Origin of the sequence: Azospirillum palustre (assembly GCF_002573965.1) — a bacterium.
Taxonomy (GTDB): Bacteria; Pseudomonadota; Alphaproteobacteria; order Azospirillales; family Azospirillaceae; genus Azospirillum; species Azospirillum palustre.
In genome coordinates, this window is the sequence record NZ_PDKW01000037.1 from 128,033 (window position 1) to 143,382 (window position 15,350).

At 67.7% G+C, this 15,350-nt stretch carries 14 protein-coding genes; 3 read left to right on the plus strand and 11 right to left on the minus strand.

Translation table 11 applies throughout. The features are described from left to right. Nucleotides 1–8 precede the first annotated feature (8 nt). From ehuD to ehuR, 4 genes are all read right to left on the minus strand, one after another. Complete coding sequence (ehuD, locus tag CRT60_RS02500) at nt 9–665, minus strand: ectoine/hydroxyectoine ABC transporter permease subunit EhuD (RefSeq protein ID WP_098734882.1); 657 nt, start codon at nt 663–665, stop codon at nt 9–11. An 11-nt stretch (nt 666–676) separates the two neighbouring features. Then, nucleotides 677–1,336, minus strand: coding sequence for an ectoine/hydroxyectoine ABC transporter permease subunit EhuC (gene ehuC, locus CRT60_RS02505; protein WP_098734883.1), 660 nt, complete (start codon nt 1,334–1,336; stop codon nt 677–679). A gap of 74 nt (nt 1,337–1,410) precedes the next feature. Beyond that, a complete protein-coding gene (gene ehuA, locus CRT60_RS02510) occupies nt 1,411–2,196 on the minus strand; it encodes an ectoine/hydroxyectoine ABC transporter ATP-binding protein EhuA (RefSeq protein WP_098734884.1) in 786 nt (261 codons plus the stop codon). A 122-nt stretch (nt 2,197–2,318) separates the two neighbouring features. Beyond that, on the minus strand, nt 2,319–3,704 hold the full coding sequence (ehuR, locus tag CRT60_RS02515) for a MocR-like ectoine utilization transcription factor EhuR (protein WP_098734885.1): 1,386 nt from the start codon (nt 3,702–3,704) through the stop codon (nt 2,319–2,321). A gap of 90 nt (nt 3,705–3,794) precedes the next feature. On the opposite strand from ehuR, the gene CRT60_RS02520 reads away from it, so the two are divergent. The 3 genes from CRT60_RS02520 to CRT60_RS02530 all read left to right on the plus strand — a co-directional run bounded on the left by CRT60_RS02520 (nt 3,795) and on the right by CRT60_RS02530 (nt 7,356). Continuing rightward, nucleotides 3,795–4,301 (plus strand): Lrp/AsnC family transcriptional regulator, encoded by a 507-nt coding sequence (locus tag CRT60_RS02520; RefSeq protein WP_098734886.1) that lies wholly within the window; start codon nt 3,795–3,797, stop codon nt 4,299–4,301. A 140-nt stretch (nt 4,302–4,441) separates the two neighbouring features. Next, the gene (locus tag CRT60_RS02525) at nt 4,442–5,935 is read left to right on the plus strand and encodes an NAD-dependent succinate-semialdehyde dehydrogenase (protein ID WP_098735117.1); all 1,494 of its coding nucleotides are present in this window, start codon (nt 4,442–4,444) and stop codon (nt 5,933–5,935) included. 41 nt (nt 5,936–5,976) lie between these two features. Then, nucleotides 5,977–7,356: an aspartate aminotransferase family protein gene (locus CRT60_RS02530; protein ID WP_098734887.1), complete on the plus strand. Its 1,380-nt coding sequence runs from the start codon at nt 5,977–5,979 to the stop codon at nt 7,354–7,356. A 59-nt stretch (nt 7,357–7,415) separates the two neighbouring features. On the opposite strand, the gene CRT60_RS02535 is transcribed toward CRT60_RS02530, so the two are convergent. The 7 genes from CRT60_RS02535 to CRT60_RS02565 all read right to left on the minus strand — a co-directional run bounded on the left by CRT60_RS02535 (nt 7,416) and on the right by CRT60_RS02565 (nt 15,348). Then, nucleotides 7,416–7,619, minus strand: a complete 204-nt coding sequence (locus CRT60_RS02535; protein ID WP_098734888.1) for a hypothetical protein — start codon at nt 7,617–7,619, stop codon at nt 7,416–7,418. A 135-nt stretch (nt 7,620–7,754) separates the two neighbouring features. Next, on the minus strand, nt 7,755–9,404 hold the full coding sequence (locus CRT60_RS02540; protein ID WP_098734889.1) for an ABC transporter ATP-binding protein: 1,650 nt from the start codon (nt 9,402–9,404) through the stop codon (nt 7,755–7,757). Beyond that, nucleotides 9,404–10,258, minus strand: coding sequence for an ABC transporter permease (locus tag CRT60_RS02545; RefSeq protein ID WP_098734890.1), 855 nt, complete (start codon nt 10,256–10,258; stop codon nt 9,404–9,406). Before CRT60_RS02545 ends, CRT60_RS02540 begins: the two co-directional genes overlap by 1 nt. Continuing rightward, complete coding sequence (locus CRT60_RS02550; RefSeq protein WP_098734891.1) at nt 10,255–11,205, minus strand: ABC transporter permease; 951 nt, start codon at nt 11,203–11,205, stop codon at nt 10,255–10,257. The genes CRT60_RS02545 and CRT60_RS02550 overlap by 4 nt, the downstream gene beginning before the upstream one ends. A gap of 106 nt (nt 11,206–11,311) precedes the next feature. Then, nucleotides 11,312–12,919 carry an ABC transporter substrate-binding protein gene (locus tag CRT60_RS02555; protein ID WP_098734892.1) on the minus strand — a complete coding sequence of 536 codons (1,608 nt, stop codon included), beginning with the start codon at nt 12,917–12,919 and terminating at the stop codon, nt 11,312–11,314. A gap of 66 nt (nt 12,920–12,985) precedes the next feature. Further along, nucleotides 12,986–13,720 (minus strand): HAD-IA family hydrolase, encoded by a 735-nt coding sequence (locus CRT60_RS02560; protein ID WP_098734893.1) that lies wholly within the window; start codon nt 13,718–13,720, stop codon nt 12,986–12,988. Between the two features lie 251 nt (nt 13,721–13,971). Next, the gene (locus CRT60_RS02565; protein ID WP_098734894.1) at nt 13,972–15,348 is read right to left on the minus strand and encodes an aspartate aminotransferase family protein; all 1,377 of its coding nucleotides are present in this window, start codon (nt 15,346–15,348) and stop codon (nt 13,972–13,974) included. Between the last annotated feature and the right edge of the window lie 2 nt (nt 15,349–15,350).

The window sequence follows — 15,350 nt, forward strand, 5'->3', positions numbered from 1 at the left end:
GTCGGCAATCAGCGGGGTGGCCGGAACCGGCGTTCCAGCAGGTGCAGGGCGGGCACGGCGATCAGGCTGATGCACAGGAACAGGACGCCGACCATCGTCATCGGTTCCAGATAGCGGTAATTGCTGTTGGCGACGCCGCGGGCCTCGCTCATCAACTCGATCACCGTGATGGCGGAGAGCAGCGGGGTTTCCTTGAACATCGCGACGAAGTAGTTCGCCAGCGCCGGGATCATCGGCGGGATCGCCTGGGGCAGGATGATGTGGCGCCAGGTCTGGTAGGGCGTGAGGTTGCAGGCCTTCGCCGCCTCCCACTGGCCGCGCGGCGTGTTGTCGATGCCGGCGCGGAAGACCTCCGACGTGTAGGTGGCGTAATGGAGGCCCAGGCCCACCACCCCGGCGGTCAGCGGCGACAGCAGCAGGCCCAGTTCCGGCAGCACGTAGAACAGGAAATACAGCTGCACCAGCAGCGGCGTGCCGCGGATGAACTCCACCACGAAGCCGGTGATGCGCGCCACCGGCCGGCTTTTCGAGCGGCGCAGCAGGGCGAAGCCCAGCCCGGCGGCGGCGGCCAGGATGGAGCCGAGCAGCGTGGCCAGCAGCGTGATGCGCAGGCCGTCCAGCAGCATCGGCATGATCTCGCGGACGAACTCCCAATCCCATTCCATGGCCGGTTTCCTTAAGTGCGCAGCCCGTCGAGGCCGCGGGTCATGCGGCGCTCCAGGGCCTTCATGCCGGCCGAGATCAGGCTGGCATAGGCGAAGTAGATGACCAGCACGGTCAGGAAGGGCAGCGCGGTGCTGCCGGTCTGCGAGCGGACGACCTGCGCCTGGAAGGTGAGGTCGCTGAGCGAGATCAGCGAGACGACCGAGGTCGCCTTCAGCAGTTCGATGGCGTTGTTGCAGAAGGTCGGCACCATCACCACAGCCGCCTGGGGCAGCAGCACGTGGCGCAGGCTCTGCCAGCGCGTCAGGTTCAGGGCGACGCAGGCCTCGTGCTGTTCGCGGCCGATGGACTGCACCGCCGACCGCACCACCTCCGCTCCATAGGCGCCGACATTCAGCCCGAGCGCCAGCACGCCGGCCTGCAACGGCGTCAGCGTCACGCCCATCAGCGGCAGGACGAAATAGGCCCAGAACAGCTGGACGAAGATCGACGTGCCGCGAAAGAACTCGATATAGGCGACCGACACGGCGCGCACCGTGGCGTGGCGCGACAGCCGGCCCAGCCCGGCGAGGAATGCTGCCGGCAGGGCCAGCGCGCAGCCGAGCACGGTCAGCTTCGCCGTCACCAGCGCGCCGTCCAGCATCAAGCCCAGATAGCCGGCCCAATCAGCCATGAAGCCGAGATCTCCTGCGTTCGGGGGAAAAGCGGAAATGGACGCAGCCGGATGCGCCGGGCCGCCGGATGCGCTCAGATGCGCTGTCCGGCAGCGATGATCTTTTTCAGGAAGGCCTGGGTCCGCTCGTGCGTCGGGTTGGTGAAGAGCACGTCGGGCGGCCCTTCCTCCACGATGCGGCCGCGGTCGAAGAACAGCACACGGTCGGCGAAATCGTGGGCGAAGCTCATTTCGTGGGTCACCAGCAACATGGTCATGTCGGTGGTCGACCCCAGCATCCGCATGACGTTCAGCACCTCTTCCACCAGTTCGGGGTCGAGGGCGGAGGTCACTTCGTCGAACAGCATGATCCTCGGTTGCAGTGCCAGGGCGCGGGCGATGGCCACCCGCTGCTTCTGGCCGCCGGACAGCTGGGCCGGCATGGCGCGGGCCTTGTCGGCGAGGCCGACGAGGTCCAGCAACTCCATTGCCCGGCGTTCGGCATCCGCCTTCCTGACGCCCTTGGTCAGCATCGGCGCCAGCGTGACGTTGTCCAGCACGCATTTGTGCGGGAACAGGTTGAACAGCTGGAACACCATGCCGATCCTGGTCCGCATCCGGTGCAGGTGCGCCTCGTCGGCGGGGACCAGACTGCCGTTGCGTTCCATCTGGAACAGATGCTCGCCATCGATGCGGATGGTGCCGCTTTCGATGGTTTCCAGCGTCATCAGCGTCCGCAGGATCGTCGTCTTGCCGGAGCCGGACGGGCCGATCAGCGCCAGCTTCTCACCCGGCCGGACTGAAAAACACAGGTCCTGCAGCACGGTGTGCGAGCCGTAGCGCTTCGTGACCCGGTCGATGTCGATGATTGCGTCGGTCACACCGGTCTTCCCTTGCAATGGTTGGCGACCGTGGATGTGCGCAAACGATGCGGGACCGCTTAAATCATGTCAATCCGGAAAATCAAATCATGACAATTCCGGAGGAGGTAGGCTTGGGACGGTCACATGGCGAGCAGAACCGGCTCCGGGTCGCTGTTCAGCAGATTGACGATCACCCGCAGGCCGGCGTGCAACTCCGCCTCGGTGGTGGAGCCGATGGAGACGCGCAGCGCGTCGGGGCGCGTGCCGGGACCGATGGCGAAGGCCGATCCCGGCGCCAGCGCCACCCCCTGATGGCGGGCATGCGACACGAAGGTCGCCTCCGGCCGCCCTTCCCCCAGCGGCAGCCACAGATGCAGCCCCTCGGCATGGCTGCGGTGGGGGATGCCCTTCAGGATTTCGGCGGCCAGCGCGTGGCGGCGGTGAAGGGCCTTGCGCTGCCACTCCACCATCTCCATCGCGAATCCGCTCTCGACCCAGCGGGTGGCGATCTCGGCGACGATGGGCGTTGCGATCCAGTTGGTCACCAGATGGCGGTTGGTGACGGCGGCGAGCAGCCGGTCCGGAACCACCAGATAGCCGGTGCGCAGGCCCGGCATCACCGTCTTGGTGAAGCTGGTGACGTAGAGGGTCCGTTCCGGCGCCAGGGCCGCCAGCGGCGGGCGCCGTTCGCTCAGCAGCGGCCCGAGCGGGTCGTTCTCCACGATGGAGAGATTGTGCCGCTGGGCCAGGCGCGCGATCTCCCGCCGCCGGTCCTCGCCCATGTGGGTCGCGGTGGCGTTGATCGGGTTCGGCATGACGAACAGGGCCTTGGCCGTGCCGTCCCGGCAGGCGGCATCGAGGGCGTCGGGCCGGATCCCGTCCTCGTCGATGGCGACGCCGCGCAGCTTGATGCCGAGATAGGAGGCGAGCGGCAGCAGGGTGTGGTGCCCGACCTCCTCCGTCACCACGGTCGATCCGGGAGGGGCGGCGGCCATCAGGGCGATGGTCATGCCGGCGGTGGCGCCGTTGGTCAGGGTGACGTTGGCAGCCCCCGTCTCCACCCCGCAGTGGCGCAGCCAGGACACCGCCGTCGCCCGGTGGCGGGCGAACAGGGTGTTGGGCCGGAAGGACAGCACCACGGCCGGCGGCAGGCTGGCGGCAAGCTCCACCAGCGCCCCCCGCATCGCCTCCACATGCAGGGGCTCGCACACCGGCTTCAGGATCGACAGGTCGATCACCTCGTCGGTGCGTTGCGGGATATAGGGCGGGTCGACCTCGGTCTGGACGGCGCGGATGAAGGTGCCGCGCCCGGTCTCCCCGCTGATCAGGCCGCGCCGGATCAGCTCCTCGTAGGCGCGGCTGACGGTCTGGACGGAAATGCCCAATTCGTCGGCGAGCTGCCGGTGGGTGGGCAGCTGGTCGCCGACCGCCAGTTGGCCTTGCGCAATCGCCCGCTGCACCTGATCGGCCAGCGAGAGATAGACGGGCCTGCTCAAAGCCGATGCATCGGGGTGCCACTTTGTCATGCAACATTTCTGCTGGAAATCACCACATTTGACAATGGCGGAAAGCGCGGACATCGTCGGGTCGTCATTTTCCAAAAGGCACGCCGCTCCATGCCCGACCTGAAGCTCGATTCCATCGACCTGCGCATCCTTTCGGAAATCCAGCGGGACGGCCGCATCACCAAGCTGGCTCTGGCCGACAGGGTGGGGCTGTCGCCGACGCCGTGCTGGGTGCGGCTGCGCCGGCTGGAGGAGGGCGGCATCGTCACCGGCTATCACGCGCGGCTGGCGCTGCGGCAGGTGACGCCCTTCGCGATGGCGCTGGTCGAGGTGACGCTGGGCAGCCACCGGCAGGCCGATTTCGACCGCTTCGAACGGGCGGTCAGGGCCGAGCCCGGCATCGTCTCCTGCTGGTCGGTCGGCGGCGGGGTCGATTATGTCCTGCGGGTGGTGGCGCGCGACGTCGATGCCTATCAGCGGCTCATCGACCGGCTGTTGGACGGCGACGCCGGGATCGACCGCTATTTCACCTACATCGTCACGCGGACGGTGAAGGACGATGCGGCGATGCCGCTGGAGGCGTTGATGGAGGAGCCGGGCGGGTCCGTCGCAAGCTGATAGAGACTTTCTCTTCCTGCCCAGCTTGGGAAAGAGACACTCTCCGCCACACAGGCCCAGTTCGGACACAGTCTCCGCCGCACCCCCGCTAGACTCCGGAACACCGGCGCTTCGGCGCCCCCCTTATTCCGGAGGTGTCCATGACCGCGCAGCTGTCCCGCCTGGACCGTCACGACGCCGTCGGCCGCCTGAGCGACCGCCGGCTGCTGCGCGAACTCGCCTATGTCGGCGGACGCTGGACCGCGGCACCGGACGGTGCCACCTTTGCGGTGACCGATCCGGCCAGCGGGCGGACCCTCGCCCAGGTCGCGGCGCTGGACGCCACCCAGGCGACCGCCGCCGTCACAGCAGCCGCCGCCGCCTTCCCGGCCTGGAGCGCCCGGCTGCCGCAGGACCGCGCCGCCCGGCTGCGCGACTGGTTCGACCGCATCACCGCCGCCCGCGAGGATCTGGCCCTGCTGATGACGCTGGAGCAGGGCAAGCCGCTCGCCGAATCGCGGGGAGAAATCGACTACGCCGCCTCCTTCGTCGAATGGTACGCGGAGGAAGCCAAGCGGGTGGGTGTCGAGAGCATCGCCAGCCATTTGCCCGGCGCCGAAATGCTGCTGCGGCGGGAGGCGCTGGGCGTGGTCGGCATGGCGACGCCGTGGAACTTCCCGTCGGCGATGCTGACGCGCAAGGCGGCGGCGGCGCTGGCCGCCGGCTGCACCGTGGTGGCCCATGCGTCGTCCGAGACGCCGCTGTCGGCGCTGGCGCTGGCGGAACTGGCGGAGCGGGCAGGCATCCCCGCCGGCGTGTTCAACGTCCTGACCGGCGATCCGGAGCCGCTGGTCGGCGCGCTGTGCGACGACGCCCGCGTCCGCGCCATGAGCTTCACCGGTTCCACCGAAATCGGCAGCCGCATCGCCGCGCGCTGCGCCCCGACCATGAAGCGGCTGGCGATGGAGCTGGGCGGCCATGCGCCGCTGCTGGTCTTCGCCGACGCCGATCTGCAACGGGCGGTGGACATCGCCATCGACGCCAAGTTCGCCACCTCCGGCCAGGACTGCCTCGCCGCCAACCGCATCTATGTGCAGCGTCCGCTCTACGACAGCTTCTGCGCCGCCTTCACCGCCCGCAGTGCCGCGCTGCGCGTCGGGCCGGGGCTGGAACCGGAGGTGCAGATCGGCCCGCTGATGAACGGGCGGGCCGTCGACAAATGCGCCCGCCATGTGCGCGACGCGCTCGACCGCGGCGCCCGCTGCCTGACCGGCGGCGAGGTCCATCCCGCCGGCCCGCTGTTCTACCGTCCGACCGTGCTGGCCGACGTGGCGCCGGACTCGTTGATCCTGCGCGAGGAGACCTTCGGCCCGGTCGCCGCGATCCTGCCCTTCGATGACGAGGCGGAAGCGGTGGTCCGTGCCAACGACACCGACTACGGCCTCGTCGCCTATCTGGTGACCCGTGACGCCGGCCGGATCCTCCGCCTGTCGCGGGCGCTGCACTACGGCATGGTGGCGGTCAACCGGGTGAAGATCACCGGCGCGCCGGTCCCCTTCGGCGGGGTCAAGCAATCCGGCCTCGGCCGCGAAGGCTCGCGCCATGGGCTGGAGGCCTTCACCGAGCTGAAATACGTCTGCCTCGACGCCGCCTGACCCCGCCGCCTGAAGCGAATTTCTTATCGGGAAAAAACGCCATGACCGACCTGACCAACGAGCTGACCGCCTGGGACCGCGACCATTTCTTCCACCCGTCGACCCACATGGCGGCGCATGCCCGCGGCGACACGCCGACCCGCGTCGTCACCGGCGGCGACGGCGTCTACATCACCGACCGTGACGGCAAGCGCAGCCTGGACGCCTTCGCCGGCCTCTATTGCGTCAATGTCGGCTATGGCCGCCGCGAGATCGCCGACGCCATCGCCGAGCAGGCCGGCAAGCTCGCCTATTATCACGCCTATGTCGGGCATGGCAGCGAACCGTCGATCAGGCTGGCCAGGATGATCATCGACCGGGCACCCGCCGGGATGTCGCGCGTCTATTTCGGCCTGTCGGGATCGGACGCGAACGAGACCAACATCAAGCTGGTCTGGTATTACAACAACATCCTCGGCCGGCCCGAGAAGAAGAAGATCATCTCGCGCTGGCGCGGCTATCACGGGTCGGGAGTGATGACCGGCAGCCTGACCGGGCTGGAGCTGTTCCACAAGGCCTTCGACCTGCCGCGCCCGCCGGTGCTGCACACCGAAGCCCCCTATTACTTCCGCCGCGCCGACCGCAGCATGAGCGAGGAGCAGTTCTCCCAGCATTGCGCCGACCGGCTGGAGGCGCTGATCCAGGCGGAGGGGCCGGAGACCATCGCCGCCTTCATCGGCGAACCGGTGCTGGGCACCGGCGGCATCGTCCCGCCGCCCGCCGGCTATTGGGAGAAGATCCAGGCCGTCCTGGACAAGCACGACATCCTGCTGATCGCCGACGAGGTGGTGACCGGGTTCGGCCGGCTCGGCAGCATGTTCGGCTCCGACCATTACGGCATCAGGCCCGACCTCATCACCATCGCCAAGGGGCTGACCTCCGCCTATGCGCCGCTGTCGGGGGTGATCGTCGGCGACCGGGTGTGGAAGGTGCTGGAGCAGGGCTCCGACCAACTCGGCCCCATCGGCCATGGCTGGACCTATTCGGCGCATCCGCTCTGCGCCGCCGCCGGGGTGGCGAATCTGGAGCTGATCGACACGCTGGATCTGGTGACCAACGCGCGCGAGACCGGGGGCTATTTCCGCGCGGCGCTGACCGACGCGCTGGGCGGGCATCCGATGGTCGGCGAGGTGCGCGGCGAGGGCATGCTGGCGGCGGTGGAGTTCGTCGCCGACCGGGACGAGCGCCGCTTCTTCCCCGCCGAGGCGAAGGTCGGGCCGCGCCTGTCCGCCGCACTTCTGGAGCGGGGTGTCATCGCCCGCGCCATGCCCCAGGGCGACATCCTCGGCTTCGCACCGCCGCTCTGCCTGACGCGGGAGGAGGCCGACATCGTGGTGGCGGCGACGGCCAAGGCGGTGAAGGCGGTCGCGGCCGAGATCTGAACGCCGAACTCTGAACGGGGCTCCGTCAGTGCGCCGGTACCGGCCTAGAGTCTGTCACTCTAGCAGGGCTGATCGGCGTGGTGACGGGAGACCGGCTGCCCGGTGAACCGCTCGACGCAGGCCGAGAGGCTCGCCAGGGTGGTCTCCTGGTAGACCCAGGGACCGAGCCCGGCACGCACGACGGTGATTTCCCGGCGATCTCCGAGGTCGGTGATGGTCGCCGTGAAGCCGCCGACCGCGACACTCTGCTGGGAACAGGTCATGTGGACGTCCTCCTCGACATCATGCCGTAGGGTGGACCGCCGTACTTAACGAGACATGAACATATGGTGGTATGTGACCGCCTACCCACAAATAGCCCAGTCTGTCGGCTCGCCGAATGATCGCCAACCGGCGGGTCAGGCCACCCGCATCCGGTCGGCATCGATGTTCAGCGTGTCGAGCCAGGTCGGATCCAGCTTCGGAACCGACGAGAACAGCAGTTTCGAATAGGGGTGCTGCGGCGGCTGCCGGTCGGCGGGGATGATGGTCTCCACCGTCTGCCCGCGATACATCACGACGATCTCGTCGCAGATCGCCTCGATCACCGACAGGTCGTGGCTGATGAAGACATAGGACAGGCCAAGTTCGCGTTGCAGTTCCTTCAGCAGGTCGATGACCGCCGCCGCAACCACGGTGTCGAGGGCCGAGGTGATTTCGTCGCACAGGATCAGCTTCGGCTCGGCGGCGAGCGCACGGGCGAAGTTCACCCGCTGCTTCTGGCCGCCCGACAATTCGGCCGGACGGCGGTGGCGCAGGGCACGGGGCAGGCGGACCATGTCCAGCAGCGCATCGACGCGGGCATCGCGGGCCTTGCCGCGCAGGCCGTGATAGAAGGTCAGCGGACGGCCGAGGATGTCCTCGATGGACTTGGCCGGGTTGAGCGCGGTGTCGGCGTGCTGGAAGACGATCTGCATGTCGCGCAGCTGGTCGTGGCTGCGCTGGCGGGCGTTGTGCCACAGCTCCTTGCCATTGAACTGGATGTCGCCCTTGCAGGCCGGCAGGATCCCGGCGATGGCGCGCGCCAAGGTCGATTTCCCGCAGCCGGACTCCCCGATGATGCCGAGGTTGGTGCCCCGCTTCACCTGCAGGCTCACCCCCTTGACAGCGAGGACCAGCGGCTGCCCGTTCGACTGCGGCGGGCCGTAGCCGGCGCTCAGCGTGTTGATCTCCAGCAGGGGAGCGCCGCTGTCGGCGACGGGCTGCGCCTCGCGCCCGCCGGTGTCGGGGTGGAAGGCGTGCAGCAGTTCCTGGGTGTAGGGGTGGGCCGGGCGCGTCAGGATGTCGTGGACGCTGCCGGTTTCCTGCACCGCGCCGTTGCGCAGCACCATGATGCGGTCGGCGATCTGCGCGACCACGGCCAGATCGTGGGAGACATAGACGCAGGCGATCCGGTGCTGGGCGGTCACCGCCTTGAAGGCACGCAGGACCTCGACCTGGGTGGTGACGTCCAGTGCGGTGGTCGGCTCGTCGAAGATCACCACCTTGGGATCGCCGATCAGCGCCATCGCCGCCGCCAGCCGTTGCAGCTGGCCGCCCGACACCTGATGCGGGTAACGGTCGCCGATGCTGTCGGGATTGGGCAGGGACAGGGCTCGGAACAGGGCGACCGCCCGGCGGCGGGCCTCGTCCGGCGGCATCAGGCGGTGGATCCGCGTCACCTCGATGACCTGCTCCATGATGGTCGAGGCCGGGTTGAAGGCGGCGGCGGCGCTCTGCGGCACATAGGCCACGGTGGTGCCGCGCAGGGCGGCCCGGTCCTTTTCCGGCAGCGTCACCATGTCATGGCCGTCGACCTTCACCGTTCCGCCGGAAATCCGGCAGCCCGGACGGGCGTAGCCGAGCAGCGTCATGGCGGCGGTGGTCTTGCCGGAGCCGCTTTCGCCGATGAAGGCGACGGTCTCGCCGGCGGCGATGTCCAGGTCGATGCCCTTCAGGATCTGGATCCAGCGGCCGGAATCGGTGGTGGCCTCGACCGTCAGGCCGCGGATTTCGACAAGGTTCGTCATCAGGAAGCACTCCGGTCCCGGATCTTCTGCGGAAGATTGTCGATCAGCAGATTGACGCTGATGGTCAGGGTAGCGATGGCCAGCGACGGCACGATCACCGCCGGTGCCGCGAAGGGCAGGCCGCCGATGTTCTCGCGCACCAGCGCCCCCCAGTCGGCGTAGGGCGGCTGGACGCCCAGCCCCAGGAAGGACAGGCCCGACAGCAGAAGGACGATGAAGACGAAGCGCAGGCCGAGGTCGGCCAGCACCGGGCCGATGATGTTGGGCAGGATCTCCGATGCGATCAGATAGGGCAGCCTTTCGCCCCGGATGCGGGCGACCATGATGAAATCCATCGTGTCGATGTTGATCGCCAGCGCCCGGCTGAAGCGGTAGGCGCCGGGGACATAGATGACCGACAGGGTCAGGATCAGCACGGGGATGGACGAGCCCACCGCCGCCACCACCATCAGGCCGAACAGCTTGCTGGGGATGGAGTTCATGGCGTCGAGGATGCGGCTGACCACCATGTCCACCGGCCCGCGCAGCACCGCCGAGGTCATGCCCAGCACCACGCCGGTGAAGCAGGCGATGGACACCGCGGCCAGCGAGATGCCGACGGTGTAGCGGGCGCCGTAGATGATGCGGGACAGCATGTCGCGGCCGAGATAATCCGACCCCAGCCACAGGCCGGGCCGCATCGGGCCGAAATAATCGAGGTCGATCATCTCGCCCACCGAATGGGGCGTGATGTAGGGGGCGAACAGGGCGACCAGCGCCCAGAACAGAACGACGGAGAAGGCGGCGAGACCGACCAGGTTGATCCGGTAGCCCGACCATGCCGCCAGCGAACCGGTGGAAGAATGTGTCTTCATCGGAGCCTCGGGTTCGACAGGATGGCGACGATGTCGGCGGTGGTGATCAGGATCAGGTACCCGAAGCAGAAGATCATCGCGCAGGACTGGATCAGCGGCAAATCGCGGGTGGACACCGCATCGACCATCAGCTTGGCGATCCCCGGATAGTTGAAGATCGTCTCGACGATGATCACGCCGCCCAGCAGGTAGGAGAGCGACAGCGCCACCGCGTTGGAAATCGGCCCCAGCGCGTTGGGGAGGGCGTGGCGCAGGACCATCCGCGGCCGTGACGCCCCTTTCAGCAGCGCCATCTCGACATAGGGCGTGTTCAGCGTCTCGATCACCGCGGCTCTGGTCATGCGGATCATCTGCGCCGACACCCCGAAGGTCAGGGTGATGACCGGCATGGCGTAGGCCCGCAGCAGGCCGGAAAAGCTGTCGACATTGTAGGTGAAGGACAGGGCCGGCAGCCATTTCAGGTAGACGGCGAACACCAGGACGGCCAGGGTCGCCAGCACGAATTCCGGCACCGAGATGACGCCGATGGTGGCGATGGTGACGATGCGGTCATAGAGCGTGCGCCGCCACATGGCGGCGGTGATGCCCAGCGTCAGCGCCAGCGGAACCGAAACAAGGGTGGTCAGTCCGGCCAGCTTCAGGGTGTTGGCGAGCCGGCCGGAGATCAGCGTGGCCACCGGCATATGGTTGGCGTAGGAGGTGCCGAGATCGCCCTGGAACAGGCCGCCGATCCAGTAGACGAAGCGCAGCAGGGCCGGGTCGTCCAGATGCATGGCCGTGCGCAGGCCGGCGACGGCTTCCGGCGTTGCCGCCTGCCCCAGCAGGATGGTCGCCGTATCGCCGGGCAGCAGGGTGGTGGCGAAAAACACGGCGAAGGACACGATCGTCAGCGTGACCAGTGCGATGAGCAGCCGACCAAGGATGAGGGAGGGAACGCGTGATGTCATGCTTGGCCTCCGCAAGGCGAGGCGCCCCCGGAGGGGTTGCCCGAATGGGCCGCGACGGGCCGGAACGGCCGGCCATGCGGCCGTCCCGTTCCGCCCGCCCACTGTATCAGGCGGCCAGCCAGACATACTCGGCGAAAGCGTAGCCCATCATGCCGCCCAGCGGGCTGGGGGCGAGGCCCTTCAGCTTGTCGCTGATGGCATCCACGTTGGAGATGTAGGCGGGGATGATGGTGCCCGCCTCTTCGGCGATCATCACCTGCATGTCGTTGTAGATCTCCTTGCGCTTGGCCTGGTCGAGCATGCCGCGCGCTTCGATCATCATCTTGTCGAACTTCTCCGACTTGTACTTGCTCTCGTTCCACGGCGCTTCGGAGGCGTAGAGCAGGGAGAACAGGATGTCCGGCGTCGGCCGCGGGTTGATGTTGCCGAAATGGATCGGCGACTTCAGCCAGTAGTTGCTCCAATAGCCGTCGGACGGCACGCGCTGGACGTCGAGCTTCATGCCGATCTCGGCGGCGGAGGCCTGGATCACCATCGCCATGTCGATGGCCGACGATGCGGCATCCGACGTGATCACCGGGATCGACTGACCCAGGACGCCGGCCTTCTTGAACAGCGCCTTCGCCTTTTCCGGGTCATAGGCCTTCGGCTTCAGGGCGGCGTTGTGGTAGGCGTTGACGGGCGAGACCGGCTGGTCGTTGCCCACCTCGCCGAAGCCGCGCAGGGCCGATTTGACGATCTGCTCGCGGTTGACGATGTACTTCATCCCATCGACGAAGTCCTTGCGGCTGCCGGGCTCCATATCCAGGCGGATGTTCAGGTCGGTGTAGTTGCCGGACGTCGTCTTCGACAGGGCGAAGCCCTTCTGCCCGTCCACCAGACGGGTGGAGCGCGGGTTGATCGACGCGGCGAGATGGATGTCGCCGGACAGCAGCGCGTTGACGCGGGCATTGTCGTCGCTGATCGCGAAGAACTCGAAGGAGTCGACGTTCGGTCCGCCCTTCCAGTAATTCTGGTTGCGCAGGCCGATGGAGCGCACGCCGGGCTCGAAGCTCTTGCAGGTGAAGGCGCCGGTGCCGTTGCCCTTGGAGAAGTCGGTGGTGCCGTCGGCCACGATCATGAAATGGTGGGTGGCCAGGATCGTCGGCAGATCGGCGTTGGGGCTGGCCAGCGTGATCTCGACGGTGGTCTTGTCGACCGCCTTGAACTCCGTCATCTGCGCGGCGATCTTCGCGACCTTGGAACCGACGGCGGGATCGAGGTGGCGCTTCAGCGAATACACCACGTCGTCGGCGGTCAGCGACTTGCCGTCGTGGAAGGTGACGCCCTTGCGCAGCTTGACCGTCCAGGTCTTGGCATCGCCCGACTCCACGCTCTCCGCCAGCTCCATCTGCGGGATGCCGGTCTGGTCCAGTGTGGTCAGGCGGTTGTAGAAGGCGCAGCAGCGGACATAGTCGGTGGACAGCGACGCCTTGGCCGGGTCCAGCGTGTCGGCGGTCGAGGACGACCAGCCGGCAGCCTTCAGCGCGCCGCCCTTCACCGGTGTCGCGGCCAGCGCCATGCCGGCGCGGCCCAGAACGAGGTCGGCGGCGGCCAGCGACACCCCGCCGGCCAGCAGCATCTTCATCAGGTCGCGGCGCGTAGCCCCGCGCCGGATGGCGCCTTCGACCATGCTGTCGTCAGTCCGGGTCCAGCTTTCAGGCGTCTTGGTCATGTCTGCCTCACTCTGTTCAGGATTGTTTTGTTCGTTTCTTTTTCAGCGCGCTCCGGTTTGGCCCGGTTACGCGGAAGCCGTCTTCGGCTCTGCGGCCGCTGCTTCGACGGCATCGGCCAGTTCCGCCATCGAGCGGAAATGGAAATCCGGTTCGGTGAACTCGGCGGGCTCGATGGTGCCGCCATAGCCCTTCTGGGCGTGCCGCCGCTGGATCCAGCAGTTGGTCATGCCGAGGCGGCGGGACACGCCGATGTCGTGATACTGGCTCTGCGCGACGTGCAGGATGTCGTCCTTGCTGCCGCCGTCGCGCTCGACGAACTCGAACACCTGCTGGAAGAAGGCGGGGTTGGGCTTTTCGAGGCCGGTGTCGTCGGCGGTGAAGCCGGCAAAGAACGGATCGCCCAGCTCGCGGGAGAAATGGGTGAAGGCCCAGCGCCGCGCGTTGGTCATCGCGATCAGCTTGTAGCGCTTGGCCAGACGCGCCATGGCCTCCCGGCTGTCGGGGAAGCCGGCCCAGACCGCCGCGGACTCCCGCAGGCGTTCGCCGTACTGCGTGCCGGCGGGCAGCCCCAGCTTGGGCGCGATCACCGAATAGACGCGCACCAGATCGTCGGGGAACAGGTCGGCATCGTCGGCATAGCGCGCCTCACGGTAGAGGGTCAGCGCCGCCTCGCCGTCCACATCGGTGCCGGCCTCCGCCGCGATTGCGGCGAGGCAGTCCTTGATGCCGGATTCGAAGTCGATCAGGGTGCCGACGACGTCGAAGGTCAGATATTTGAAGCTCAGCAGACTCTTGGTCAACGCACCATCTCCTCATCAAGGACCGCAGGGGAACCGTTCCGGTCCGGCGGGGCGTTTCAGGTCCGGCGGCAACGTCCGCCGGGATGTCTTTGGAGCTGGTCCCTCTTGAACTGGCCTGAAGATTCGGTCTTCTTCCCCTCCAGTGTGGTCCAAGGGGTGGGTAAGGGTCTCCGAATCTTCGGTGCTGGACAGCAGAAAATGCTAGATACAGAGGGGTCCGCGGTTTTTTCCGCGGACACCCCCTTTTTCGTCTAGCGCATCGCCCGGCGCACGTCCGGATCCTCCAGGGTCTGGTCGAGCGTCTGCGCCGTCCGCTCCAGGATCGCGTCGATGTCGTCGTCGGTGCAGCAGAGCGGCGGGGCATAGCCCAGCACGCCGTTGGCGAAGGCGCGGATCACCAGACCGTTGGACCAGGCCCGGTCGAAAATCCGGCGCGACGGTTCGGCGGCGGCGGGCAGGGGGGTCTTGCGCTCCTTGTCCACCACCAGTTCGATGGCGGCCAGCATGCCGCGCCCGCGCACGTCGCCGACCAGCGGGTGATCGCGCAAAGCGTGCAGCCCGGCCATCAGCCGCGCCCCGGCCCTGGCGCCGTTGGCGAGCAGGCTGTCCTCGTACAGGTGCAAGGCCGCCAGCCCCACCGCGGCGCTGACGGGGTGGGCGGAGTAGGTGTAGCCATGGCCGACCGCGCTGCTGCCAGCGGCGTCCGCGATGGTATCGTACACCGCGTCCGACAGGAAGACGGCACCCATCGGCACATAGCCGGAGGTCAGGCCCTTCGCCGTGGTCATCATGTCGGGGACCACCCCGTCGTCGGTGCAGGCGAACAGCGGGCCGGTGCGGCCGAAGCCGGTGATGACCTCGTCGGCGATGAACAGGATGCCCAGGCTGCGGCAGCGGTCGCACATCGCCTTCATCCAGCCGTCGGGCGGCACCAGCACGCCGCCCGACCCCTGGATCGGCTCGGCATAGAAGGCGGCGACCCGCTCCGGTCCGCCGATCTCGGCGATCTTCGCGTCGAGGGCGGCGAGCGAGGCGGCGATGATCGCATCGGCATCGCCGCCCACCGGGTTGCGGTAGGCGTAGTGCGACGGAATCTTGTGCTGCCAGTCGAAGGGCACGCCGAAGCCGGCATGGAAGGCAGGCAGCGCGGTCAGCCCCGACCCGACGGTGGAGGAGCCGTGATAGCCCTGCTCGATGGAGATGAACTGGTCGCGCTGCGGCTGCCCCTTGGCCAGCCAGTAGTAACGGATGAAGCGGATGGTGCTGTCCACCGCATCCGACCCGCCCAGCGTGAAATAGACATGGTTCAGGTCGCCGGGCGCCCGTTCGGCGAGTGCCGCGGCCAGCCGGATCGCCGGTTCGCTGCCAAGCCCGAAATAGCCGGTGGCGTAGGGCAGTTCCTGCATCTGGCGGGTGGCGGCGTCGATGAGGCTCTGCTGCCCGTAGCCGGCGTTGACGCACCACAGGCCGGCGAAACCGTCGACCAGCTGGCGGCCGGCGGCGTCGGTGACCGTCGCCCCGGCGCCGGAGGCGATGACCCGCACCCCGGCCTTCTCATGGCCGCGATATGACGCGACGGGATGGACCAGATGGGCACGGTCGAGTTCGATCAGGGAATTGCTGAGCATGG

Bases quoted from the DNA above. Each gene is read 5' to 3' on its own strand.
- ehuD (WP_098734882.1), bottom strand. From the start codon at position 665: ATGGAATGGGATTGGGAGTTCGTCCGCGAGATCATGCCGATGCTGCTG.
- ehuC (WP_098734883.1), bottom strand. From the start codon at position 1,336: ATGGCTGATTGGGCCGGCTATCTGGGCTTGATGCTGGACGGCGCGCTG.
- ehuR (WP_098734885.1), bottom strand. From the start codon at position 3,704: ATGACAAAGTGGCACCCCGATGCATCGGCTTTGAGCAGGCCCGTCTAT.
- CRT60_RS02520 (WP_098734886.1), top strand. From the start codon at position 3,795: ATGCCCGACCTGAAGCTCGATTCCATCGACCTGCGCATCCTTTCGGAA.
- CRT60_RS02525 (WP_098735117.1), top strand. From the start codon at position 4,442: ATGACCGCGCAGCTGTCCCGCCTGGACCGTCACGACGCCGTCGGCCGC.
- CRT60_RS02530 (WP_098734887.1), top strand. From the start codon at position 5,977: ATGACCGACCTGACCAACGAGCTGACCGCCTGGGACCGCGACCATTTC.
- CRT60_RS02535 (WP_098734888.1), bottom strand. From the start codon at position 7,619: ATGACCTGTTCCCAGCAGAGTGTCGCGGTCGGCGGCTTCACGGCGACC.
- CRT60_RS02540 (WP_098734889.1), bottom strand. From the start codon at position 9,404: ATGACGAACCTTGTCGAAATCCGCGGCCTGACGGTCGAGGCCACCACC.
- CRT60_RS02545 (WP_098734890.1), bottom strand. From the start codon at position 10,258: ATGAAGACACATTCTTCCACCGGTTCGCTGGCGGCATGGTCGGGCTAC.
- CRT60_RS02550 (WP_098734891.1), bottom strand. From the start codon at position 11,205: ATGACATCACGCGTTCCCTCCCTCATCCTTGGTCGGCTGCTCATCGCA.
- CRT60_RS02555 (WP_098734892.1), bottom strand. From the start codon at position 12,919: ATGACCAAGACGCCTGAAAGCTGGACCCGGACTGACGACAGCATGGTC.
- CRT60_RS02565 (WP_098734894.1), bottom strand. From the start codon at position 15,348: ATGCTCAGCAATTCCCTGATCGAACTCGACCGTGCCCATCTGGTCCAT.